Origin of the sequence: Flavobacterium sp. TR2 (assembly GCF_025252405.1) — a bacterium.
GTDB lineage: Bacteria > Bacteroidota > Bacteroidia > Flavobacteriales > Flavobacteriaceae > Flavobacterium.
The window spans coordinates 3,603,035-3,626,540 of the sequence record NZ_CP104307.1; the positions used below are offsets into that span (position 1 = coordinate 3,603,035).

General features: G+C 33.3%; 20 protein-coding genes. 14 read left to right on the forward strand and 6 right to left on the reverse strand.

Going from position 1 to position 23,506, the window contains the following annotated elements; translation table 11 throughout:
• Positions 1 to 79 precede the first annotated feature (79 nt).
• The 6 genes from N4T20_RS15880 (at position 80) to recQ (ending at position 9,449) form a co-directional block, all read left to right on the forward strand.
• Positions 80 to 2,788 carry an O-antigen ligase family protein gene (locus tag N4T20_RS15880; protein WP_260670105.1) on the forward strand — a complete coding sequence of 903 codons (2,709 nt, stop codon included), beginning with the start codon at positions 80 to 82 and terminating at the stop codon, positions 2,786 to 2,788.
• Between the two features lie 142 nt (positions 2,789 to 2,930).
• Entirely contained in the window at positions 2,931 to 3,998 is a 1,068-nt protein-coding gene (aroB, locus tag N4T20_RS15885; RefSeq protein WP_260670106.1) for a 3-dehydroquinate synthase, read from the forward strand.
• Positions 3,999 to 4,301: 303 nt separating this feature from the next.
• The gene (locus N4T20_RS15890; protein WP_260670107.1) at positions 4,302 to 5,705 is read left to right on the forward strand and encodes an arginine decarboxylase; all 1,404 of its coding nucleotides are present in this window, start codon (positions 4,302 to 4,304) and stop codon (positions 5,703 to 5,705) included.
• 99 nt (positions 5,706 to 5,804) lie between these two features.
• Entirely contained in the window at positions 5,805 to 6,773 is a 969-nt protein-coding gene (locus tag N4T20_RS15895) for a deoxyhypusine synthase family protein (protein WP_057117936.1), read from the forward strand.
• Positions 6,774 to 6,781: 8 nt separating this feature from the next.
• Positions 6,782 to 7,198, forward strand: a complete 417-nt coding sequence (locus N4T20_RS15900; protein ID WP_260670108.1) for a DNA primase — start codon at positions 6,782 to 6,784, stop codon at positions 7,196 to 7,198.
• Positions 7,199 to 7,334: 136 nt separating this feature from the next.
• A complete protein-coding gene (gene recQ, locus N4T20_RS15905; protein ID WP_260670109.1) occupies positions 7,335 to 9,449 on the forward strand; it encodes a DNA helicase RecQ in 2,115 nt (704 codons plus the stop codon).
• A 211-nt stretch (positions 9,450 to 9,660) separates the two neighbouring features.
• Here recQ and N4T20_RS15910 read toward each other — a convergent pair whose 3' ends face one another.
• The 4 genes from N4T20_RS15910 to N4T20_RS15925 all read right to left on the reverse strand — a co-directional run bounded on the left by N4T20_RS15910 (position 9,661) and on the right by N4T20_RS15925 (position 14,577).
• Positions 9,661 to 10,176 (reverse strand): DinB family protein, encoded by a 516-nt coding sequence (locus N4T20_RS15910; RefSeq protein ID WP_260670110.1) that lies wholly within the window; start codon positions 10,174 to 10,176, stop codon positions 9,661 to 9,663.
• Between the two features lie 11 nt (positions 10,177 to 10,187).
• Positions 10,188 to 12,773 carry a phosphoenolpyruvate carboxylase gene (locus N4T20_RS15915; protein ID WP_260670111.1) on the reverse strand — a complete coding sequence of 862 codons (2,586 nt, stop codon included), beginning with the start codon at positions 12,771 to 12,773 and terminating at the stop codon, positions 10,188 to 10,190.
• A 92-nt stretch (positions 12,774 to 12,865) separates the two neighbouring features.
• Positions 12,866 to 13,345 carry an Lrp/AsnC family transcriptional regulator gene (locus N4T20_RS15920; protein ID WP_008468989.1) on the reverse strand — a complete coding sequence of 160 codons (480 nt, stop codon included), beginning with the start codon at positions 13,343 to 13,345 and terminating at the stop codon, positions 12,866 to 12,868.
• A 77-nt stretch (positions 13,346 to 13,422) separates the two neighbouring features.
• Positions 13,423 to 14,577 carry a M14 metallopeptidase family protein gene (locus N4T20_RS15925; protein WP_260670112.1) on the reverse strand — a complete coding sequence of 385 codons (1,155 nt, stop codon included), beginning with the start codon at positions 14,575 to 14,577 and terminating at the stop codon, positions 13,423 to 13,425.
• 312 nt (positions 14,578 to 14,889) lie between these two features.
• On the opposite strand from N4T20_RS15925, the gene N4T20_RS15930 reads away from it, so the two are divergent.
• Positions 14,890 to 15,345, forward strand: a complete 456-nt coding sequence (locus tag N4T20_RS15930; protein ID WP_260670113.1) for a helix-turn-helix transcriptional regulator — start codon at positions 14,890 to 14,892, stop codon at positions 15,343 to 15,345.
• 84 nt (positions 15,346 to 15,429) lie between these two features.
• On the opposite strand, the gene N4T20_RS15935 is transcribed toward N4T20_RS15930, so the two are convergent.
• Positions 15,430 to 15,981, reverse strand: a complete 552-nt coding sequence (locus tag N4T20_RS15935) for a 1-acyl-sn-glycerol-3-phosphate acyltransferase (protein WP_260670114.1) — start codon at positions 15,979 to 15,981, stop codon at positions 15,430 to 15,432.
• 64 nt (positions 15,982 to 16,045) lie between these two features.
• On the opposite strand from N4T20_RS15935, the gene N4T20_RS15940 reads away from it, so the two are divergent.
• The 6 genes from N4T20_RS15940 (at position 16,046) to N4T20_RS15965 (ending at position 20,781) form a co-directional block, all read left to right on the forward strand.
• The gene (locus N4T20_RS15940) at positions 16,046 to 16,711 is read left to right on the forward strand and encodes a spermidine synthase (protein WP_260670115.1); all 666 of its coding nucleotides are present in this window, start codon (positions 16,046 to 16,048) and stop codon (positions 16,709 to 16,711) included.
• A gap of 4 nt (positions 16,712 to 16,715) precedes the next feature.
• Positions 16,716 to 17,393 carry a peptidoglycan DD-metalloendopeptidase family protein gene (locus N4T20_RS15945; protein WP_260670116.1) on the forward strand — a complete coding sequence of 226 codons (678 nt, stop codon included), beginning with the start codon at positions 16,716 to 16,718 and terminating at the stop codon, positions 17,391 to 17,393.
• 6 nt (positions 17,394 to 17,399) lie between these two features.
• On the forward strand, positions 17,400 to 17,876 hold the full coding sequence (locus N4T20_RS15950) for a hypothetical protein (RefSeq protein WP_260670117.1): 477 nt from the start codon (positions 17,400 to 17,402) through the stop codon (positions 17,874 to 17,876).
• A gap of 12 nt (positions 17,877 to 17,888) precedes the next feature.
• On the forward strand, positions 17,889 to 18,413 hold the full coding sequence (locus N4T20_RS15955; protein WP_260670118.1) for a hypothetical protein: 525 nt from the start codon (positions 17,889 to 17,891) through the stop codon (positions 18,411 to 18,413).
• 47 nt (positions 18,414 to 18,460) lie between these two features.
• Positions 18,461 to 18,931 (forward strand): nuclear transport factor 2 family protein, encoded by a 471-nt coding sequence (locus tag N4T20_RS15960; protein ID WP_260670119.1) that lies wholly within the window; start codon positions 18,461 to 18,463, stop codon positions 18,929 to 18,931.
• 107 nt (positions 18,932 to 19,038) lie between these two features.
• The gene (locus N4T20_RS15965) at positions 19,039 to 20,781 is read left to right on the forward strand and encodes an APC family permease (protein WP_260670120.1); all 1,743 of its coding nucleotides are present in this window, start codon (positions 19,039 to 19,041) and stop codon (positions 20,779 to 20,781) included.
• A gap of 497 nt (positions 20,782 to 21,278) precedes the next feature.
• Here the strand turns inward: N4T20_RS15965 and N4T20_RS15970 are convergent, their stop codons facing one another.
• Complete coding sequence (locus N4T20_RS15970; RefSeq protein WP_260670121.1) at positions 21,279 to 22,766, reverse strand: aminotransferase class V-fold PLP-dependent enzyme; 1,488 nt, start codon at positions 22,764 to 22,766, stop codon at positions 21,279 to 21,281.
• A gap of 184 nt (positions 22,767 to 22,950) precedes the next feature.
• Between N4T20_RS15970 and msrA the strand changes: the two genes are divergently transcribed.
• Entirely contained in the window at positions 22,951 to 23,484 is a 534-nt protein-coding gene (gene msrA / locus N4T20_RS15975) for a peptide-methionine (S)-S-oxide reductase MsrA (RefSeq protein WP_260670122.1), read from the forward strand.
• The last annotated feature ends 22 nt before the right edge of the window (positions 23,485 to 23,506 follow it).

Below are 23,506 nucleotides of genomic sequence, written 5' to 3' on the forward strand. Positions count from 1 at the left end.
AATGAAATTATAATTTATTTCTTTTCAATAAGTAGGAATTTTCTGTTGTTTTTCTATATTTTTGCAAAAAAAATGTGTCATGATAGAAACCGTCGAAAATATAATAAATGAAACTAAAGGAAAAAACACATTTCCAAGCGCCATAATTCTGTGTTTTATAGTCTCTTTATTAGCAATTGATTTTTTTCCCTATTTTAAAAGTTTAGAAATCATTAATCCTCAGTTTTTCTATCTTTCGCTTGTTAATGTCTTGACAGCGATTTATTTGTATACGAATTCAAGTTTAATTTCTAAGGATATTATTTCAATTTTTAAGAAAAGTTATGTTTTAAAACTGTATTCTGGTTTTGTTTTTTTCTGTGCACTATCCTATTTTGGCGCTAAAAACACATCGCTAGTATTTACAAAAATTACAGAAATAGCAATTGTATTTTGCTTATTTGTAAACCTCTCTATTCTTCTTAAAGACAAATTAAATCTCATTTATAAAATAGCTTTCATTGTTTCCATTAGCGCTTTTTTTCAGGCCTGGCAACAATTGGCACAGTTTGTCATTACACCAAAAAACGTTGCAATAATCGACCTTTTGGACGGAATGAAAGGCAATACAGGAAACATAAACATTCTAGCGGCCAGTTTAACTATAAAAATCCCATTTATACTGACTGCAATGCTTTATTATAGGAATTACAAAAGACTTTTTCTTCTAATCGCGCTTTTTTCAGTTGCGTCAGTCATTTTTTTAACTGGAGCGAGAACACCTTTAATAAATATATTTTTATTGTGCTTAATTTATACAGCATATATACTTAGAGAATATGCTTTTAAAAAAGCCGCTTTCATCAGAATTTCCTATTTGATTTTACCGCTATTGCTTGCCATCATTTTTTCTAATTCAATATTCGATAAGACAAGAGATAATGAGCGATATGTTTCACTAGAAAATAGAGTTGAACGAATCAATGCTGAAGATGCTTCATCTAAAGCGCGTCTTTCGTACTGGAAAAATGCGCTCCAAATGAGTCATAAATATCCATTTTTAGGGATTGGTTTAGGCAATTATCAGATAGAATCAATTCCGTATGAAAGAACAATTTCGAATGATCTCGTTGTTTCCCTCCACGCACACAATGATTTTCTTGAAATTTTAGCAGAAACCGGAATTATCAATGGACTAATTTACTTTTCGCTTTTTGTTTGTCTTTTAATTGTCAGCGTGAAGAATGCAATTAAATCCAGCAATAAAGAATCTGAGTTGCGTTCTATTTTAATTTTAATGCTGCTTATTGTTTACGGAATAGATTCTCTGTTTAATTTCCCAATGTACAGGCCAACGATGGCTATCTTCTTCAGCCTTTTGCTTGCTCTTAGCTTGTTGAATAATGCTAAAACTTTGGAAGCAAGATCAATAAGTAATTCTGTAATTAAAATTATGATTGCAGTATTAATTGCAACATCATTAATAACCAGCTTTTCAGCATATGAAATTTACAAAGCTTCTCATTTAGAATATTTGATTTTTCTTGATGACATTAATATGAAAGATAAAGGAGAGCTAAGTGGCGATGAAGTCATTAAAAGAATGTCGGCGTATCCTAATGTTTTTAATACTTCGGAATCGTTTTATGAATATGCAGGAATTTATTATATCCGTGAAAAACAATATGATAAGGCGTTAAAATGCCTTTCAGAGGCTAATAAGATAAATGGCTACACAGGGCGAGTTTTGTTTTATAAAGCTGTAATTTCCAGAAATAAAAAAGATCTAGACAGTGCTTACTTTTACTCAAAGCAAGCCTTTTATTTACGCCCGCGAAATTCTGATTTTTATCAGGCTTCATTCAACTTTGCTGCTTTAAGAAAAGATACTTTGGAGATGATAAAAGAGCATAAATTATTTAACGAGTACAGACCAGCAAGTCAAACTTGGATTGATGCAGCTAAAGCCCTAAGAGCTTCGGGGTATAATTATAAAAATTTACTTGTTTTTGTGAATCAAGGATTGGAAGCTTTCCCTAAAGACAGCATATTAACAGCAATGAAAAATAATCTTTTAATAAGCGATTATCTTATTGGCGGGCAAAATCTAGAAATGCAATCTGATTTAAATAAAGCCTTGAGTTCGTACGAACAAATTTTAAAGATCGACTCTCAAAATGTTTATGCGTTGCAAAATATCGGTTTTAATTATTTGAAGCAGGGCAAAACCAAAAACGCAATCAGCAGTTTGCTGAAAGCATCGCAGCATCCGGGACTTACCGATGGAAAAACAGAGTTTTTTCTGGGCATTTGCTATTTTAAAGAAAATGATAAAGCAAATGGCTTAAAATACCTTAATTTATCAAAAGACAAGGGCTATCCTGCAGCAGAACAGATTATAACTGAAATCCAGAACATAAAAGGAGTCGATCAAAAGGCTCTAACAAAACGAAAAAATGATCATTTGATTGCTGAATATATTGCAGAAGGGCAAAAAAATGAAGAACAGAACAAAATGAGGGAGGCGCTTTTGTCTTACCAAAAAGCAGAAAAAATTGATCCTAAAAATATTTACGCGGCTCAAAATATTGGTTTCTATTATTTAAAAACGGGGCAATCCAAAAAAGCGATAAATTATTTATTGAATGCCTTAAAATCTCCAGGCTTAAATGATGGCAAAACAGAATATTTTTTAGCCATTTGTTACATTCAGCAGAATGATGCTGCTAATGCGTGCAAATATCTAGATGCATCAAAAAGCAAGAATTATTCTGAAGCGGGTCAAATGATCAAAAAATTCTGCCGATAATTTTATTTAAAATAGAGCAGCATTTGCTTTTTAGTTTATTTCATAAATCCAAAACCTTCATTTTAAAACAAATTAGAAGTAAAATTTGAATATTTTTTAGCTCAAAAAGCCTTATTTTTGCCGTTTCAATTAACTTAGAAGTATGAAATCTATTCAAGCCAATAACTACTTTGTGCATTTTAATCAAAATGCATACACTGCTTTAAATACTCATTTAAGAGAAAGTAAATATTCTAATATTTTTATAATTGTTGATGATCAGACTAATGAATATTGTTTGTCTAAATTTATTCCGCTTTTGGAAACAGATTTGGCAATCGAAATCATAGAATTTGAAGCTGGTGAAGCAAATAAAAATGTCGAAACCTGCATTGAGATCTGGAATATATTGACAGAACTTGGAGCAGACAGAAAATCGCTTATTATTAATTTAGGTGGCGGTGTCGTAACAGACTTAGGAGGCTTTGTTGCTTCTACTTTTAAGAGAGGCGTAGATTTTATAAACATCCCTACTACTCTATTATCGATGGTTGATGCTTCTGTTGGAGGAAAAACAGGAGTTGATTTGGGAAATCTTAAAAACCAGATTGGAGTAATTAATGTGCCTCAAATGGTATTGATAGACACTCAGTATTTGGAAACTTTACCGCAAAGCGAAATGCGCTCTGGTTTGGCAGAAATGCTAAAACACGGTTTAATATATGATGCCCCGTATTGGAGACAGTTTTCAGATTTAAAGTCGATCGTTTTTGACGAATTAGATCAATTGATTTACCGTTCTGTTGAAATAAAAAATGAAATCGTTATTCAGGATCCAACAGAAAAGAATATTCGTAAAGCATTGAATTTCGGACATACTTTGGGACACGCCATTGAGGGGTACTTTTTGGAAAGCGAAGAAAAAGCAACTTTATTGCATGGAGAAGCTATTGCAGTAGGAATGATTTTAGAAAGTTATATCTCTCTTCAAAAAGGATTAATTTCTGCTGAAGAATACAGAGAAATCAAAGCTGTCATAAAAGACATTTATGATGATGTGATTTTTGACGAAAATGACATTGATCCGATCTTAGAATTGTTAATTCATGACAAAAAAAATGAATACGGTTTGATTCAATTTGCGTTAATTGAAGGAATCGGAAAAATAAAAATTAACCAATCCGTTGAAAATAAATTGATTCTAGAGGCGTTTGAAGATTATAAATCTTAAACTTTTTTTAATCAAAAGCGTTGCATTTGGTATATATTATTTTTTACATTTGCCCCATGAAAACAAACAAGCAGCAAAGGCACTTCAGCTCTTACCGAAACAGACTCAACAGTTCTTTATTAAGAATGTTGAACCGTTTCTATAATAGTAAAAGCCCTTTCTGTTTTGATGTGTTCCAATGTACAAAAGCAGAGCATGAAAAACTGCCTATTATATTTGCCAATATTAGAGTTTGAATTTAAGATTAAGTCCCCAAAAACCTAAATTAAATTAAAATTACAATCTCTAAACATTGACAAATAAATGAATACAAAATATTCTGATCTAATAAACCAAACATACTACTTTCCGCAAGAGGAATTTAAACTAAACAAAGACAACTTATTGTTTCACAATATCGATTTGATGAAATTGGTTGAACAGTATGGTACGCCATTAAAGTTTACTTACCTTCCTCAGATTTCTGAAAACATCAACAAAGCAAAAGCTTGGTTCAGAAAATCTATGGAAAAGAACAAATACGACGCAAAATATTACTATTGTTATTGCACAAAAAGCTCTCATTTTGAATATATTATGAATGAAGCTTTCAAGAATAACATTCACATCGAGACGTCATCTGCTTTTGATGTTAATATTGTGGAGAATTTATTAGAAAATGGAAAAATCAACAAAAGCACGTATGTGATTTGTAATGGTTTTAAAAGAGACGAATACATTACTAACATAGGCAGGTTAATCAACAACGGACATAAAAACACTATTCCGATTATTGATAATTACGAAGAGTTAGATTTGCTTCAGGCAGAAATTAAAGGGAAATTCAAAATTGGAATCCGTATTGCTGCCGAGGAAGAGCCTAAATTTGAGTTCTATACTTCTCGTTTAGGTATTGGTTACAAAAACATCGTTTCTTTCTATAAAAAACAAATTCAGGAAAATGATAAACTAGAGCTGAAAATGCTTCACTTCTTTATCAATACCGGAATCAACGATACATCATATTATTGGAATGAGCTTGTAAAATGTATTAAAGTTTACATTGCGCTCAAAAAAGAATGTCCGACTTTGGACGGACTGAACATTGGCGGCGGTTTCCCTATTAAAAACTCACTTGCCTTTGAGTATGATTATCAATATATGATTGATGAAATTATCAATCAGATTAAAATTGCTTGTGATGAAGCTGAAGTTGATGTTCCAAATATTTTTACGGAATTTGGATCGTTTACTGTAGGCGAAAGCGGTGGTGCAATCTATCAGATTTTGTATCAAAAACAACAAAATGATAGAGAAAAATGGAATATGATCGATTCATCTTTCATTACCACTTTACCAGATACTTGGGCTATAAATAAACGTTTTATCATGCTGGCAATCAACCGCTGGAATGATACTTACGAGCGGGTACTGTTGGGAGGTCTGACTTGTGATAGTGACGACTATTACAACTCTGAGCAAAACATGAATGCAATTTACCTGCCTAAGTACAATAAAGAGAAGCCTTTATATATTGGTTTCTTTAATACTGGAGCTTATCAAGAAACAATTGGAGGATACGGAGGTCTGCACCACTGTTTGATTCCGCAGCCGAAACATATCTTGATTGACCGTGATGAAAATGGAATTCTGGCAACCGAAGTGTTCTCAGAACAACAGACTTCAGACGATGTTTTAAAGATCTTAGGCTACAAAAAAAAGTTGTAAAAAAACGGCAGATTAAGTAATAATTTTTCTTAAAAAATTCTTAATTTGCATTAACATCCAAAAAGGTTAAACTTTTTAATTCAAAAAAAAACAAAAAAAATGAAAGGACCAATCAGTCAGTTTATTGAGAAACATTATTTGCATTTTAACTCTGCTTCGTTAGTTGATGCTGCAAAAGCATACGAGCAGCAATTAGCTGATGGTGCGAAGATGCTGGTAAGTATGGCTGGCGCAATGAGTACTGCAGAAATTGGTAAAATTTTTGCCGAAGTAATCAGACAAGACAAAGTGCATATTATTTCATGTACTGGAGCAAATTTAGAAGAAGACATCATGAATTTAGTAGCTCATTCTCACTACGAGAGAGTTCCTAATTACCGTGATTTGACACCAGAAGACGAATGGGCTTTATTAGAAAGAGGATTAAATCGTGTTACAGACACTTGTATTCCTGAGCATGAAGCTTTCCGTCGTTTACAAAAACATATTTACAAAATTTGGAAAGATGCTGACGATAAAGGTGAGCGCTACTTCCCACACGAATTTATGTACAAAATGTTATTGTCTGGCGTTTTAGAAGAATACTACGAAATTGATCTAAAAGATAGCTGGATGTATGCAGCTGCAGAGAAAAATTTACCAATTATCGTTCCAGGATGGGAAGATAGCACAATGGGTAATATCTTTGCTTCATACGTAATTAAAGGAGATTTAAAAGCATCTACTATGAAATCTGGTATAGAATACATGACTTTTCTTGCGGATTGGTATTCTAAAAACAGTTCAAACGGAATTGGATTCTTCCAAATCGGTGGTGGTATTGCGGGTGACTTCCCTATCTGTGTAGTGCCAATGCTATACCAAGATATGGAAATGCACGATGTTCCATTTTGGAGCTATTTCTGCCAGATCTCAGATTCAACAACTAGTTATGGTTCTTACTCTGGGGCAGTTCCAAATGAGAAAATCACTTGGGGTAAATTAGACATCAAAACCCCAAAATTTATTATTGAATCGGATGCTACAATTGTAGCTCCGTTAATTTTTGCATACTTATTAGATTTATAAGATAATTTATGAAAAGAGTTATAGTAGACTACGCCAAACTTACCAACGAAATTTTAAACCTTTTGGTTGAAAAATTTCCTGATGGTTATGATGATTCGGATGTAATCCGTTTTAGAAATGCTAAAAACGAATTGGTTGAAGCTGTTGAAGTTCGTACTGAAGATACAATTTACTTGGTAAAAATTAGTACAAAACTTGCTGACAGAATTGAAAACTACGATGAGGATGACGATTTAGATGTTGATGTAGATGCAATTGCACCAGTTAAAGGTATAGATCTTGATGATGATATAAGTGACGATGATGATGACGATGATAATCACGATAAGCCTGATACAGATGGTGGCGATGATGACGATGACGATGATGATGATGACAAAGCTGATACTGATTATGATGAAGAAGACGAAGATGATGAAGATTAATTCATTTTCTTTCTAATAATTAAAAGGAACTCTGTTTAGGGTTCCTTTTTTTGTGACACAGTATTACTAAATAAATATATTTTTGTTTTTATAAGATTATTTTTACATTTAAGTCTTAAACAAAAAGTATAGGCCTATGACTTCAGAAATTTTACACGCGACATTAAAAGAAAATTTTGGTTTTGAAAAATTCAGACCCAATCAAGAAACTATAATCAATACCGTACTATCTGGACAAGATGCTTTGGCGATTATGCCTACTGGTGGCGGAAAATCGATATGTTTCCAGCTTCCCGCTTTAATCTTGCCTGGAATAACTATTGTGATATCGCCTTTGATTGCTTTAATGAAAGATCAAGTAGATAGTCTGAAGACAAACGGAATTTCTGCTTGTTATATCAATAGTACACAATCATCGCAAGAGCAGCAGTATTATATAGATAACTTAAAATCAAACTATTTTAAATTAGTTTACATAGCGCCAGAAAGTCTTTCTTATTTGGATATGGCTTTCAATGAATTGAATATTAGCTTAATAGCTATAGACGAAGCGCATTGTATTTCGTCTTGGGGACATGATTTCAGACCTGCTTATACCAATTTAGGCTATTTGAAAAGCCGCTTCCCTTCTACTCCAATCTTAGCATTGACTGCTACAGCCGATAAAGCAACACGAACAGATATCTCCAAACAACTGAATTTAAAGCATCCGAAAACCTTTATCGCTTCTTTTGACCGTAAAAATTTAAGTCTTGAAGTTCGTCCAGCTTTGGATCGTGTGAAACAAATAATTGATTTCATTGAAAATAAACCCAGCGAATCTGGAATAATCTACTGCTTGAGCCGTAAAACTACGGAAGAACTTGCAGAAAAGCTGAAGAAAAATGGCATTAAAACCAAGGCCTATCATGCTGGTTTAGACAATGAGACTCGTGCCAAAACGCAGGATCAATTCATAAATGATGACTGCCAAGTCGTTTGCGCAACAATCGCTTTTGGGATGGGAATCGACAAATCGAATGTTCGATGGGTAATTCATTACAATCTTCCAAAAAATATAGAAGGATATTATCAGGAAATTGGACGTGCCGGGCGTGATGGTCTTCCAGCTGAAACAATTTTATTTGAAAGTTATGCCGATGTGATCCAATTGCAGAAGTTTGCTTCAGAGGGGCTTAACTCCGATATTCAGCTGGCAAAATTGGATCGTATGAAACAATATGCAGATGCTGTGAGCTGTAGAAGAAAAATTTTGCTGTCCTATTTTGGCGAACTCGTAACTGAGAATTGCGGAAACTGCGATATTTGCAAAAATCCGCCAACTTTTTTCGATGGGACGATTCTCGCGCAAAAAGCTTTGTCTGCTATTGTGCGTTTGAAAGAATCTGAGCCTTTGGCTGTAATTGTCGATTTTTTGAGAGGTTCGAGAAACGCGTATATCTACGAAAAAAATTATCAAGAGCTAAAAACGTACGGAATTGGCCATGACGTTTCTTGGTATGACTGGAACCAATACCTTATTCAGCTTATAAATTTAGGATATTGCGAAATTGCTTTTCATCAGCATAATAAAATTCTGCTTACTCCTTTTGCAAAGAAAGTTTTGTTTGAAGGCGAAAAAGTTAAGCTGACAACAGTGGTTAAAAAAGCAATTGATAAAAGTGAAGTTAAAGAAGCAAAACCAAAAGCTGGTAAAAATTCTTTATTTGAAACACTTCGCAAATTACGTTATGAAATTGCTCAAGAAGAAGAAGTTCCTGCTTATGTTATTTTTAGCGATGCATCTCTTCGTCAAATGGAAATACTAAGACCAATGAGTGATGAAGATTTTCTTGCTGTTGAAGGTGTCGGAAAAGCAAAATTAGAAAAATACGGAGCAGATTTCATCAAAGCCATTATTGAGTTTGAAAGAAATAAATCTGTAGCCAAAAAAGAAAAAAAAGACAATACTTATAAAAAGACGCTGGAATTATTTCAGAATGGCGTTTCGGTTGAAGAAATAGCAGAACAGCGCGATTTAAGTCCAACTACAATCATTTCGCATTTGGCAAAATTATATGTTGACGGTCAAGATCTAGATTTAAGCCAGTTTGTTTCTGAAGATGAAATTCTTCAAATAGAAAAAGCCCAAGCAGAATTAGAAAATCCAAATGCATTAAGACCTTACTTTGATTATTTTGAAGAGAAAATGTCTTATGATAAAATTAGATTTGGTTTGGCTTTTTTGGAAAGAAAGAATAAAAAGGTCTAGAAGAAAGGCTTCGACTTCGCTCAGCCTTTAATGATAGTTAGAACACAATTGTCAGGCTGAGCGAAGTCGAAGCCCTCGTTTTCCAGAATGCAATAATTATACAAAATATCAAACCCGACAGATTTTAAAACCTGTCGGCTTTTTAGAATTGTAAAAATCCCAAACTCCAACAAAATTGGAATTTGGGATTTTAAATTTTCAAATATTTTTTTTACAAATATCTCTCTTCAAAAACTTTCTGATGATGCTTTTGATGTCCAATCATGACAAAACCTAAGGCACGAACCGAAATTTGATTGTTAGATGCTGTGCCAATTCTTTTAAGCTGTTCGTCAGATAAGCTTTTGTAAAATAGTAAAGTTGAGTGTCTTACCGCAGAAAATTCAGTTAATAAATCTTGAATGCTTCTGCTATTTGAATTGGTGTTTTCTGCATAATCATTTTCTTCAAAACTTGGCAAAGGCGTTTTATCATTTCTCGAAAAACGCAAAGCGCGGTAGGCAAAAATTCGTTCGGTATCAATAATATGCTGAATAATATCTTTTATTGTCCACTTCCCTTCCGCGTAACGATAATCAAACTTATCCATTGGAATGTTTTGCACAAATCGGATAAACTCGTGAAGTGAAATTTCTAATTGTTCGATTAAAATTCCATCGCCAGCGGCTTTGACATACGTACCAAAATGCCCTGAATATTCAGTGTCTAATAATTCTGCTGCTTTCATTTTTTTATATTTTAAGCTGAGTTTCTGCTTGCGTTAGTATTTCCAAACAATGATCTCGTAACGATTTTTTCATAAACTTTAACCAGTTCTTCGTTAGGAACTGCCGCTTTGTTCAATTCATTGATTCTCAACAACGCATATTGCTGAATAGTCAATAAAGGTAAAACAATACGCTCTCTAATCTGAATTGAAGCAATACCATCAGGATAATTTTCCATCAAGGTTTTATGCCCAGCAATTTTCAATAAAAGACGTTTTGTTTCTGAGAATTCATCATAGATAATCTGCCAGAATTCACCAAATTCAGGATCGTTTTTCATATAAGCTGTCAATGGCAAGAATGATTTGGCTAATGACATCATACTGTTTTCAAGCAATGTTTTGAAAAACAATGAATTATGATATAAATCACTCACTTTATCCCATTGCCCATTTTCTTCAAAATGTTTTAAAGCTGAACCTACTCCAAAGAATCCAGGTACGTTTTGTTTTAACTGGCTCCATGAACCCACAAACGGAATTGCTCTTAAATCGGCAAAATCTAATGACTCAGATTTGCTTCTTTTTGAAGGACGGCTTCCAATGTTTGTTTTCGAATAATATTTTAGCGTACTCATTTTTTCTAAGTACGGAATAAACTTCGGATGATTTTTGAAGCTTAAATATTTATCATAACCCAAATTAGCCAAATCAGTCAAAATTTGAGTTTCTTCCGAAGTCAATTCGTTTTTCTCTTTACTGAATACCTGATTTGTAACACCGGCACTCAATAAGTTTTCGATATTATAACGGCAAGAATCTAAAGTCCCAAAATTAGAACTGATTGTTTGGCCTTGAACTGTAATCTGAATTTCGTTGTTTTCAATTTTTGGTCCAAGAGACGCATAAAATTTATGTGTTTTTCCACCGCCACGAGCTGGAGGCCCACCACGTCCATCAAAGAAAATGGCTTTAATTCCGTATTCTCTAGAAATTTTAGTCAATGAAATTTTAGCTTGATAAATACTCCAGTTTGCCATCAAGTATCCGCCATCTTTTGTTCCGTCAGAGAATCCAAGCATGATAGTCTGTTTGTTTCCTCTAGATTTCAAATGCTTAGCATATTCTGGATTCGTGTACAATTGTTCCATAATAGTATGCGCATTCTGCAAATCGTCTACAGATTCAAAAAGCGGAATAATATCTACGGTCGGTTTTTCCCAATTATTCAAACGAATCATGGCAAAAGTTTCCATAACATTCAAGGCGCTTTCGTTATTGCTGATAATATAGCGGTTAGCCCCTTCTTCTCCATTGTTTTGCTGAATCGTTTTAATAGCATGAACTGATTCTAAAGTATATCTGGTGATTTCATTTTCAAAATCGCTAGGATTCAGATTTCCTTTAACTTTAGATAAAACATTAATTTTTTGATCTTCTGTCAATTCGAAATAATTTTTCGGAAAAACATCTGAACCAGAATTTAAATAATAGTTTACAACATCTTTGAAAACTGCATTGTGAATTTTGCTATTCTGGCGAATATCTAAAGTTGCAAAATGGAATCCAAACAAATTAATTTTTACTAGAAGCGCATCTAATTCATCCAAATATAAAGATTGATGTTTTTCAATAATTATAGCTCGAATTTTGTTCAATTGTGATAATAATTCTTCTAATGTGATAAAAATATCGCCTTTAGAATAAAATACAGAACGATAAAGTTTATGTTCAAGTTCAGCTACTAAAGCGTCTACACCTGAGAAAGTTAGCTTACGTTTTAAGTTTCTCATTTCTACATAATAGCACTTTAAAATTGACGTGCGTAAACGATCGGCAACTTTAAGCGTAATGTCTGTAGTAACAAAAGGATTTCCATCACGATCACCTCCAGGCCAGAAACCAAGTTTGATTAATTGATTGTGAATTGGGTTTCCTTCTAAAATATTTTTTTGCAGGTAATGCACAATTTCTCCTGCTGTGGCATAAAAGACATTTTCAAGGTACCAAATTAAACTTACTGCTTCATCGTAAGGATTTGGCTTTTCTTTCTGAATGAAAGGCGTTTTTCCTAATTGCGCGAGTAATTGTTTAATTTGCAGCAAATCATTTTGACGAATTGCTTCTGTCAAATCATTTATAATTCCTAACACCGGCCCAGGGTAAAACTGTGTAGGGTGCGCTGTTAAAACGGTACGGACATTGAAGCTTTCAAGAAATTCAATTAACTCATCATCTTTCTCTTTGGCATCTGATTTCTCTTTAATATCACGAAGAGATCCGCGTCCTTCCATGTTATTCACCTCTGGAAAAGCAGCATCTTCGATCGCATCAAACAATACAATTTGGCGCTCTATATATTGAATAAATCGAAACATAAGATCGATTTTTTCCTCTTCAGAAGCGTTGCTTAAGAATTTATTTGAGAAGAAATCTACAATTTCTTTAGGAGTTTCCTGTTTTTTAAAGCCTGTTTCGCAAGTTTCTGTAAATAAAGGAAGTAAAACTCCGGTATTATCTATAGAATCAAAAGGTAATGTTATAAAAACACTATTATAAATGTGGTATTTTGAGAGAACGTCTTGATTAAAACGCTCAATTTTGGGCAACGTATACATAATCGTGTTATAGTTGGTTGGTTAATTAGTCATAAAAAAACCCCAAGAATAAACTTGAGGTTATATTTTAATATAGCATTCAAGAAAAGTTCTTACATATTTTTGAAAATAGTATGCATCAAACGCTTTTTGTCGTTAATACTTTCCTCTAATGAAATCATTGTTTCTGTTCTGTAAACACCGTCAATATCGTCAATCATGAAGATAACTTCTTTCGCGTGCTTTGTGTCTTTTGCTCTAATTTTGCAAAAGATGTTGAATTTTCCTGTAGTTACAGAAGCTACAGTTACGAATGGAATTTGATTGATTCTCTCTAATACAAATTTAGTTTGAGATGTATTATTAAGGAAAACCCCTACATAAGCAATAAATGAATAACCTAATTTATCGTAATCTAATGCTAATGAAGATCCCATGATGATACCGGCATCTTCCATCTTTTTAACTCTAACGTGTACTGTACCAGCAGATATCAAAAGTTTTTTTGCAATGTCAGTAAACGGAACTCTCGTATTGTCTATTAACATATCTAAAATCTGGTGATCTACTTCATCTAAACGAAATTTACTCATAATTGTTTAATTAATATTACTAATTGCTATTACAAAGTATAAAATTATATATAAAAAACAACAAATTCACATAAAAATTAACTTTTTATTAATCCGTTAACAAATTTAACATTTTTATTTAAATAAAAATTTGCTTTTTGACCCGTTTTTGGAAAGTTTTGGAAATCGTCCGAATATTCTGCGCCTTTTGCATCGTATTCGTAATGTCCAAAATAATTTTCCAATTCGCCTACTTCAACTATGTAAGCGTTAAAATGAATCTTATTTTCGATTAATTCTTCTTTGTATTGTGCGACAAAATTCGTAATAATTTCGATACCATCATAATTTATTTTGACATTTTTATACATAAAATCATAAAAAACGACATTATTTTGTGAAATATTCAAATATTCAGAGAATCTATTATTAACTAAATCGTTTTCGAGTATCAATTTAAAGCTTAAAATTAACGCGAAAAATATGTATTTTCTTGTGATTTCTCTCTCGTAATCGTCTGGAAAGTGCCCTGCTTCAAAAAGTATTGTAGGAACGCCTAAAAACTGAAAAGTGTCTCCTATACAATTAATATTGAATGAATCATCGAAACGTCCAACTTGTCCGGGAATATACTTTTGAAGCTCTTCATTGATTCCTGCAATGATATTTATAGCTTTTAGCCTATTATCATTTACTTCTCTTTCTTCATTATAAGATGGAGCCAAAAAAGAAACTGTTGCAGGCTTGCCTGTTGTGCCCGCGCCAAATATAGTTCGCTGATCATGAAGATTAAAACAGAAATCTGGCTTAAATTGCTCAAAAACTTGACGCAAAACATTGCTTTCAGGCTGCGTTAAATCTTGCGAATCACGATTCAAATCAACTTCATTTGCATTAGCTCTCGTATAAAGTCTTGCACCATCTGGGTTAAGCATTGGAATACAGAAAAAGGTAAACGTATCCAACATTTGTTTTGCAAAATCCGTATTGTCATTTAACAGATTAATGAAATCGAATAGAGCTTTTGTGGTTGTACTTTCGTTACCATGCATTTGCGACCATAGGTACGCGCGTATTTTTCCTGTTCCAATTTGATAACTATATATAGGTTCACCAAGAACAGATGTTCCAATAATCTGTACTTGGCCATTTGTATTTAACTTATCCAAAAGCGGTTTTATATGATCCAATGTAAGATATTTACCAGATATAGACTGTTCTTTGTATTCTGTAAAAAGCTGTTCTAAATTCATTGTGTTTCGATTAGTTTACAAAAGTAAATATCTTTATTTTTACAATTGTAAACTGATAAAAAATTTAATAATTTAGAATTGTAAACAGTTTTCAAGTACAAGTTGTTTGAGCTCATCTAACTTCTTTTGCTAGAGATTATTACAAAGTAAATAGATGTGTAATTTAATATATTTCAGTCTGTTATAAGTTTTTATATAAATTTTAAATTTAACATAAAAATGAGCACTATTTAAAATTGCAACAATAATATGTGGATATCTTTTCTTTTTGTTTACATTTGTAAATAGTAAAATTTTAAGAAAGAATTTACAATGGTAAACATCGATGATTTTGTAAAAAGACTTGAAGCTGTATTAGAATATCATGGTTTGAATGCATCTGCCTTTGCTGATAAAATTGGTGTGCAGCGTTCAAGTATGTCCCATCTATTGTCAGGCAGAAACAAACCTAGTTTAGATTTTGTGATGAAAATTTTGGAGGTTTTTCCTGATGTAGATTTATATTGGCTTTTGATTGGAAAAGGCAGTTTTCCAAAAAGTAATAGTGATGAAACAATCGAATCTCAAAAATTTTCTTCTCCTCTTCCATCGAATCCGGATATAGAAAATGATTTATTTTCGGCTATAGAAATAAATTTGGAAGAAGAAAAAAGAGAAACCAAAAAATCTCCTGTTCTCAGAAATGAAAATTTGAATTTTGAAGATGAAGAAATTGAAAAAATCGTCTTGTTCTATAAAAATGGCACTTTTAAGGCTTATTCTCCATAATGTAAAAATTAGCGCGTATTTGACTCTGTGTTCAGAAAATTTTCAAATACGCCATTCTCACGCGTTTGGAATAATTCTCAGAAATTACAATTTGATGCCATTTTCAGGAATTTTGCCTAGAACTCCTTCATAATGTTTTTTTAAAACCTCGTAATCGGCTTCGTAATTTCCAGTCGGATAAAAAGGTTTGCCAATATTCACTTCTTTTTTGCCCCAATCAAAAGCAACGGGAACAATTGGTACATTCGCTTTAAGCGCAATAAAATAAAACCCAGTTTTTATTTCGTTAACTTTTTTTCTGGTTCCTTCCGGAGCAACGGCCAAACGAAAGATTTCTTTTCTATCAAAAATTGAAGCAATCGCATCTACTTTATTCAAACCACCCGAACGGTCTAATGGTTCTCCGCCAACATTTCTAAAATAAAAACCAAAAGGAAATTTAAATAACTCCTTTTTTGCTACAAAATTCATCTGCAATCCAGAGATACCGCGAGTAAAAAGACCTATATAAAAGTCATGATTGCTCGTGTGAGGCATCACTACTAACACACATTTTTTTACTTCAGCATTCTCCATTCCCACTATCTTCCAGCCCATTAGCTTGTAAAAGATGAATTTGTATAATAGTTTTTTCATGAAAGATTTAATATTTAGTGCAAAATAAAAGATTTAATGGTAAATTTGAGTAAAAGCGTAAAAAATGATTCGAAAAATTTTCAGTTATATAATTCCAATAAAAATATTTAAGAAAAAATCAGCTAGAAGCAAAATGATCGAAGTTACTTGGGCAAATGGCGAGTTAGTATTGGACACTGAAAACACAAATTATTCATACGGAAGTCTGCAACGCATATTAAGGTATGGACTTCGAAATATAGGCTATGATAAAATCTTAGAAATGGAGCATATTCTGCTACTGGGGGTTGCTGGCGGAAGCGTGGTAAAGACTTTGGTAGACGAGATTGCATACAAAGAAAAAATTACTGGAGTAGAAATCGATCCAGATATGATTCAGATTGCCAATCAATATTTCAACCTTAATCAAATTAAGCAGTTAGAAGTTATCATTGATGATGCATTTGAATTTGTTCTGAAAACAAAGGACAGATACGATCTCATCATCATTGATATTTTTGAAGATACGCATATGCCTAATTTTTTGTTCGAAAAGTTTTTTGTCGACAGAGTCTGCACTATTTTAAAAGACAATGGTTTTGTTTTGTTTAACACCATGATATTGGATGAAGCGCACAATGTTCGAAACAGAAAATATGTTGCAGAAGTAAATCCGAAAATATTTAAAACAAAAATGCTGCCTCGCATAGAATCGCATAATGAATTAATAATTATAAATAAAGTAGCTTAATTTTATGAAACCCCTTGCCTCAATCTTAAATTCCCTGCCGCCTGCTAAAGTTATTGATGATTCCATTACTATTTCTGAATATACGCCGTTAAATCTATCGGTTTCGAATCAAGAATTGGTAAATCAGAAATTAGATACTTCAGAAGATTTTGAAAAATATATTTCTAGCTTTCTTAAAGAAAACAATGCTAAAGTCGCATTTGGCGGTTATATAGAAGGCCGATTTTTGTATCAAAGAAGCTCCATTTTCTTAGATGCTTCAAAACCAGAACGCAATATTCACATCGGATTAGATTTATGGGCTGAAGAAGGAACTGCCGTGCTTGCAGCCCTTGACGGAACAGTGCACAGTTTTAAAAATAATGTTGGTTTAGGCGATTATGGCCCAACTATTATATTGGAACATGAAGTGGAAAATGAGAAATTTTATACTTTATACGGACATTTATCGTTAGAAAGTATAGAGAATTTAAATGTCGGAGACAATTTTAAGAAAGGCGAAAAAATTGCGACTTTAGGAAATGCCTCAGTAAATGGCGATTATGCACCTCACGTCCATTTTCAAATCATCCATAACATTGGAAATTATTGGGGAGATTATCCAGGAGTCTGCAATACAAAAGACCTAAACTTCTATATAGAAAATTGTCCCGATCCTAACTTATTATTAAAAATTACTTAAATAGTTATGAAGAAAGCAGGATTGATTATATGTTTGTTGTTATTAATCGGATGTAAGTCTAAAACCGTTAGCAGAGATACAGAAGATTTAAAAATTAAAAAGGTTTCTGGAGCAGATGTGAATGCAAATCAGCAGCGCAAAGCGTATGATTTAGGAAAGAGAGTTTTGGAAACGTGTAATACTTCAAAATTTAAACCTTTTAATGAAACTGAAGTGACTAAAACGGTTATGGAAAACACAACAGAAGAACGTTTGACCAAAACCTGCCAGAGATTTAGACAATACTACGGAAGTTTTATAGATTTAAAATTAGATGGAGTTTACAAAACCAAACATGAAGTCATTTACCGCTATCATGCTTTGTATACAAAAAAAGTTGCCAATAAAGAATTGCGCATCTTTGTAAATGAAGACAATCTCATTTCTGCCATAAAATCTATGGATTGGGATGAAAAATTTGATGTGAAATTAGCCGATCAATAAATTGCAATACTTATGAATTTTAAACTACCGCTTCTTCTTTTATTATTTGTTTCAACATTTGCTTCAGCACAGCAAACGATTAGTGTAAAAGGATCTGCACCCTATCCCGCAACACAAGAATATACTTTCATCTGCGAAAAATATGCTTATTCCGGTGAAATAAATGTACAGATAGCCAAAACAGACAAAGGAGGTATTTTAAAATTAACCATCTCAACAGCAAGCGATAAAGCAAAAATTGCTGGAGGCGTTTACGTTGATTTGACAAATGCCGATGTTATCGCCTGCACAGACAAAAATGTAAAAGAATCTGCGGACGGAAAAACCACTGCTTACTATTATTTTACACCAGCAGAATGGCTGAAGCTTAAAAAAACTGATATTTATGCCATAAGATTCATTATTGCCGGCGGACCAGATATTTCTGGAAATCTAACGGGCCATTTTACAGCTTATAGCAAAGTAAAATATTTTTCTACAGCATTTGATAAATCTAAAAAAACATTTGATACAGCTAAAGAAATTAGTGTTTTGTAGTGATTTTTTAATATAATAAATCTTATATTTAACATAAATATTTTTTTATGAACTCAAATGAAGCCTTGATTGCAAAATTTTATACCGCCTTCGCGAATGCTGACGCCAAAACAATGAGCGAATGCTATCATCCGAAAGTTCATTTTATAGATCCTGCTTTTGGTTTATTAAAAGAAGAACAGGTTTCTAAAATGTGGGAAATGCTGCTTTTAAAGAGTAAAGGCAATTTAAAAATTGAATTTTCAAATGTTAAGGCAGACGAAACTACCGGTTCAGCAACTTGGATCGCTACTTACAATTTTAGCAAGACAAACAGAAAAGTCATCAATAAAATTTCAGCCGAATTTATCTTTCAAGACGGATTAATTATCAAACATACTGATAATTTTGATGTTTGGAAATGGTCGAAACAAGCATTTGGCATTACTGGTTATCTGTTAGGCTGGACAGGTTTTTTTCAGAAAAAAGTGCAGGCACAAGCACTTTCAGCATTAAAACAGTTTCAGAACGCCAATTAAAATATACTGCTTTCTATTTGGTCTAGAATCTAAATATTAGCCTTACGCCCCGATTATAATTATTTTGTTGCTCATTATTTTGCTAAAAGTATTAATGCCAGATAGTAATGAAAGAAATCGTACACAAAAAATTAAATCAATTACAGGCAACTGCAATCTGCGGAAACGATATTAGTTCTTCTTGCCTATATGTTTCTGCTTTAACCATTTTGTACGCGGGACAATACGCATGGATTTCCCTTCTTATTGTTGCTGTTGTATTATTTCTTTTCAGAAAAATTTATGCCGAAGTTGTTGGAGCAATTCCTTTAAATGGAGGCGCTTACAACGTTTTATTGAATACTTCGACAAAACGGCTAGCTTCTATAGCAGCAACACTAACCGTTTTATCCTATATGGCGACTGCTGTCATTTCGGCTTCTGAAGGAATGCATTATCTGCACGGAATTTTTGAAAGTCTAAATGTCACCATTGCAACGGTTGTTGTTTTAGTGCTCTTTACAGGATTGGCTATTTTAGGAATCGGAGAATCTGCATTTGTTGCTGTCATCATTTTCATGACACATATTGCGACTTTGACATTGCTGGTTTTGGCATCGGCTTGGTTTGTTTTAACGCATGGTTTAGATACTTTTCACATTAACTGGCAGACACCAATTGCTTCGGGAAGCATTAAAACTGCACTTTTCCTTGGTTTTTCTGCGGCAATGTTAGGAATTTCAGGTTTCGAAAGTTCAGCCAATTTTGTGGAAGAACAAGAACACGGCATTTTCCCTAAAACTCTTCGCAATATGTGGGCAATCGTGAGTTTCTTCAATCCAGTAATTGCTATATTATTGATTAGCGTAATTCCGTTGACAGAAGTTGGAGAAAACAAAGAATCGCTTCTCGCACACTTAGGCGATACGACTGGTGGAGCTTGGCTTGCGTGGCTTATTTCTATAGACGCCGTTATGGTACTTTGCGGAGCGGTTTTGACTTCATTTGTTGGAGTTTCAGGGCTTCTAAACCGAATGACATTAGATAGAATTCTACCCAATTACTTCCTAAAGCAAAACAAAAGAGGTTCTCATTACCGAATCGTTATAAGCTTTTTGATTCTTTGCTTATCCGTTCTTTTTGCTACAAACGGACATTTAGAATCTCTAGCAGGAGTTTATACCTTTTCTTTTTTGGCTGTTATGGCACTTTTCGGGATTGGAAATTTACTTTTAAAATACAAACGCAAAAAGCTTCCTAGACCCGAACGCGCCCGAGGTATTGCTGTTGTGACAGCCGTATTTTTTGTTATTGCAGCATTTGTTGGAAATATGTATCTGAATATCAATTCTTTTTATACATTTCTCCAATATATGATTCCTGCATTAATCTTTATTGGAATCATGCTCAATCGTGTTACTTTGATACGTTTATTGATCGAAGCTCTAGAATATTTTTATCAGCCATTGCGTAAAATGGTTATTCTCAGCAATCGTTACTTAGAAAGTTTAAGCTCCAAAATCAATTCTCAAGAATTTGTTTTCTTTACAAAAGGCGACGATATTACCATTTTGAACAAAGTATTGCAGTACGTTGAAGACAACGAAACTACTAAGAAACTGAAAATTGTTTATGTCAAAAAAGACCCGGTGGACAATGAAGCGCTCAAAAAAGATTTAGAAGTCTTAGATCGCGCTTACGATGGTCTTGACATAGAATACATAGAAATAGAAGGCGAATTCGGTCCAGAAATTATTGATGAACTTTCTGAAAAATGGAAAATCCCGAAGAACTTCATGTTTATAGGCTCTCCAGGAAATAAATTTTCATATCGGATAGCCGATCTCGGCGGTGTAAGATTGATTATGTGATTTTTTTTGTAGAGGCGCACCCAAGTGCGTCTTTTGCAAAATATACTTTAAAAGTAATACACCTGACAGGTTTTTAAAACCTGTCAGGTGTATTATTGCTTTGCGATCTCAATAAGCGTAAATATTATCTAATAAAATTTAAAAAAAAACTTAGCGTTCTCTGCGTTAAAAAAAAGCCACAGATTAGAAAGACCCGAAAGGTATAATGCTGCTTTGCGACCTTAATAAGCGTAAAGATTATCTAGTAAAATTTAAAAAAAACTTAGCGTTCTCTGCGTTAAAAAAAGCCACAGATTAGAAAGACCCGAAAGGTATAATGCTGCTTTGCGACCTTAATAAGCGTAAAGATTATCTAGTAAAATTTTAAAAAAAACTTAGCGTTCTCTGCGTTAGAAAAAAATAGCCACAGATTATAAGAATTAAAAGATTTAAAAAAAAATAACTGATAATCCGTATAATATGTGGCTAAAAATCTTTAGCGAATTGAGGCTATCAATCTAAGATTTAAACCAGCTTTCTACCAATTCATCTTCAAATGAAGTAGCATCTTTATGAATAAATTCATTACGTTTTTTATCATAAGAATAATCCAAAGCCCAAGTTTTATGATTGGCCGCCATCTCTTTTATGCTTTTACATACAAAAGCAATTTCTTCATCAGTTGTCGTTGGATGAATTGACATTCTAATCCATCCCGGTTTTTTAATTAAATCGCCTATTGTGATTTCGTTAACCAATTTATTCGAAGTTTCCTGATCAACGTGCAATAAATAGTGTCCATAAGTTCCTGCACAGCTGCATCCTCCTCTAGTCTGGATTCCAAAACGGTCGTTTAAAATTTTAACCCCTAAATTAAAGTGAAGATCATCAATAAAAAAAGATATCACGCCAAGACGTTCTTTGTGCTGTCCAGCTAGGATTTTAATATTCGAAATTGGCTCTAATTGAGAGAAAACATAATCGACAATTTCATGCTCGCGCTGCATGATGTTTTCAATTCCCATTTCTTCTTTCAGCTCAATTGCCAATGCAGTTTTGATAACTTGAAGAAAACCAGGCGTTCCCCCATCTTCACGATCTTCAATATTATCAATATATTTATGTTCTCCCCACGGATTTGTCCAACTTACCGTTCCTCCGCCCGGACAATCAGGGATCATGTTATTGTATAATTTTTTGTTGAAAATTAAAACTCCAGAAGTTCCCGGACCGCCTAAGAATTTATGAGGAGACATAAAAACAGCGTCCAAATACGCTTCTGGATCCGCAGGATGCATATCAATTTCAACATAAGGTCCAGAACAGGCAAAATCAACAAAACAGACACCATTATATTGATGCATTAGTTTTGCGGCTTCGTGAAAAGGAGTTCTTAAACCTGTAACGTTTGAGCAAGCTGTAATAGAAGCAATTTTGATTGTTCTATCTTTATATTTTTCTAATAAAGCTTCAAGGTTTTCGAGATTAAAAAGGCCTTTTTCGCAAGAAGGAATAATCTCTACATCTGCAATAGTCTCTAACCAGGAAGTTTGGTTAGAATGATGCTCCATATGCGAAATAAAAACGATAGGTTTTTTCTCTGCAGGAACATTGGTGAAACTTTTTAGGTTTTCAGGAATTTTTAAACCTAAAATTCGCTGGAATTTATTGATAACTCCCGTCATTCCAGTTCCATCTGTAATTAAAACATCATCGCTGTTTGCATTGGCATGACGCTTAATAATATGTCTGGCATGATGATAGGCTTTTGTCATAGCAGTGCCAGATACTGTAGTTTCGGTATGTGTATTGGCAACAAATGGACCAAACTCATTTAGCAGTTTTTCTTCAATCGGACGATATAATCTTCCGCTGGCAGTCCAGTCGGTGTAAATTATTGATTTTCTGCCATACGGCGAAGTAAATTCTTGATTTATACCAACAATATTCTGTCTAAATTCCTGGAAATAAGTTTCCAGTGTCATGGTACTATTTTTGCTATTCATTAGTTGTGCCTTGTGTTTGACTGCAAATATATATAGTTTTTTTATAAAATTGCGAATTTATCAATAGTAAACTTCAAACGCTATATTACCATTTAGTATTTTTAGTTAAAACAACTTTTTTTTAATAAATTATCATAATATCCTATCGAATTAATAGGCATTAAATCTAAAGAAAGCATTATTTATGGGAAATTTATCAGTAGCTACCTTTGGTGGTGGATGTTTTTGGTGTATTGAAGCTGTAATTCAGCGTTTAAAAGGTGTAGAATCAATAAAATCAGGCTATTCAGACGGATTTATCAAAAATCCAGCGTATCGCGAAGTGTGTACAGGAAAAACAGGACACGCTGAAGTAATACAAGTGACTTTCAACCCTGACATAATTTCATACAATGACTTAATTTTCATATTCATGACAAGTCATGACCCGACAACTTTAAATCGTCAAGGCGGTGATAGCGGAACCCAGTATCGTTCTATAATTCTGTATCATGATGACACACAGAAAGAAATTGCTGAAAAAGTTTTTGATGAAGTACAGCCTGCTTATGCAGATCCAATTGTAACGCAGCTGAAACCTTTTGAAGTTTTTTACGAAGCCGAAGACTATCATCAAAATTATTATAATGAAAATCAGGAAGCAGGATATTGCCAAGTTGTAATCGATCCGAAAATTCAGAAACTTAAAAAAATGTATGCTGATAAGTTGATCAGCTAAATTTAGTTTTAGCTACAGATTA

Excerpts from the sequence above, each read along its gene's own strand:
- N4T20_RS15920 (WP_008468989.1), bottom strand. The coding sequence starts at position 13,345 with ATGAGTAAATTTCGTTTAGATGAAGTAGATCACCAGATTTTAGATATG.
- aroB (WP_260670106.1), top strand. The coding sequence starts at position 2,931 with ATGAAATCTATTCAAGCCAATAACTACTTTGTGCATTTTAATCAAAAT.
- recQ (WP_260670109.1), top strand. The coding sequence starts at position 7,335 with ATGACTTCAGAAATTTTACACGCGACATTAAAAGAAAATTTTGGTTTT.
- N4T20_RS15950 (WP_260670117.1), top strand. The coding sequence starts at position 17,400 with ATGAAGAAAGCAGGATTGATTATATGTTTGTTGTTATTAATCGGATGT.
- N4T20_RS15895 (WP_057117936.1), top strand. The coding sequence starts at position 5,805 with ATGAAAGGACCAATCAGTCAGTTTATTGAGAAACATTATTTGCATTTT.
- N4T20_RS15970 (WP_260670121.1), bottom strand. The coding sequence starts at position 22,766 with ATGAATAGCAAAAATAGTACCATGACACTGGAAACTTATTTCCAGGAA.
- N4T20_RS15915 (WP_260670111.1), bottom strand. The coding sequence starts at position 12,773 with ATGTATACGTTGCCCAAAATTGAGCGTTTTAATCAAGACGTTCTCTCA.
- N4T20_RS15945 (WP_260670116.1), top strand. The coding sequence starts at position 16,716 with ATGAAACCCCTTGCCTCAATCTTAAATTCCCTGCCGCCTGCTAAAGTT.
- N4T20_RS15900 (WP_260670108.1), top strand. The coding sequence starts at position 6,782 with ATGAAAAGAGTTATAGTAGACTACGCCAAACTTACCAACGAAATTTTA.
- N4T20_RS15935 (WP_260670114.1), bottom strand. The coding sequence starts at position 15,981 with ATGAAAAAACTATTATACAAATTCATCTTTTACAAGCTAATGGGCTGG.
- N4T20_RS15940 (WP_260670115.1), top strand. The coding sequence starts at position 16,046 with ATGATTCGAAAAATTTTCAGTTATATAATTCCAATAAAAATATTTAAG.
- N4T20_RS15910 (WP_260670110.1), bottom strand. The coding sequence starts at position 10,176 with ATGAAAGCAGCAGAATTATTAGACACTGAATATTCAGGGCATTTTGGT.
- N4T20_RS15930 (WP_260670113.1), top strand. The coding sequence starts at position 14,890 with ATGGTAAACATCGATGATTTTGTAAAAAGACTTGAAGCTGTATTAGAA.
- N4T20_RS15880 (WP_260670105.1), top strand. The coding sequence starts at position 80 with ATGATAGAAACCGTCGAAAATATAATAAATGAAACTAAAGGAAAAAAC.
- N4T20_RS15925 (WP_260670112.1), bottom strand. The coding sequence starts at position 14,577 with ATGAATTTAGAACAGCTTTTTACAGAATACAAAGAACAGTCTATATCT.
- N4T20_RS15890 (WP_260670107.1), top strand. The coding sequence starts at position 4,302 with ATGAATACAAAATATTCTGATCTAATAAACCAAACATACTACTTTCCG.
- N4T20_RS15965 (WP_260670120.1), top strand. The coding sequence starts at position 19,039 with ATGAAAGAAATCGTACACAAAAAATTAAATCAATTACAGGCAACTGCA.
- msrA (WP_260670122.1), top strand. The coding sequence starts at position 22,951 with ATGGGAAATTTATCAGTAGCTACCTTTGGTGGTGGATGTTTTTGGTGT.
- N4T20_RS15960 (WP_260670119.1), top strand. The coding sequence starts at position 18,461 with ATGAACTCAAATGAAGCCTTGATTGCAAAATTTTATACCGCCTTCGCG.
- N4T20_RS15955 (WP_260670118.1), top strand. The coding sequence starts at position 17,889 with ATGAATTTTAAACTACCGCTTCTTCTTTTATTATTTGTTTCAACATTT.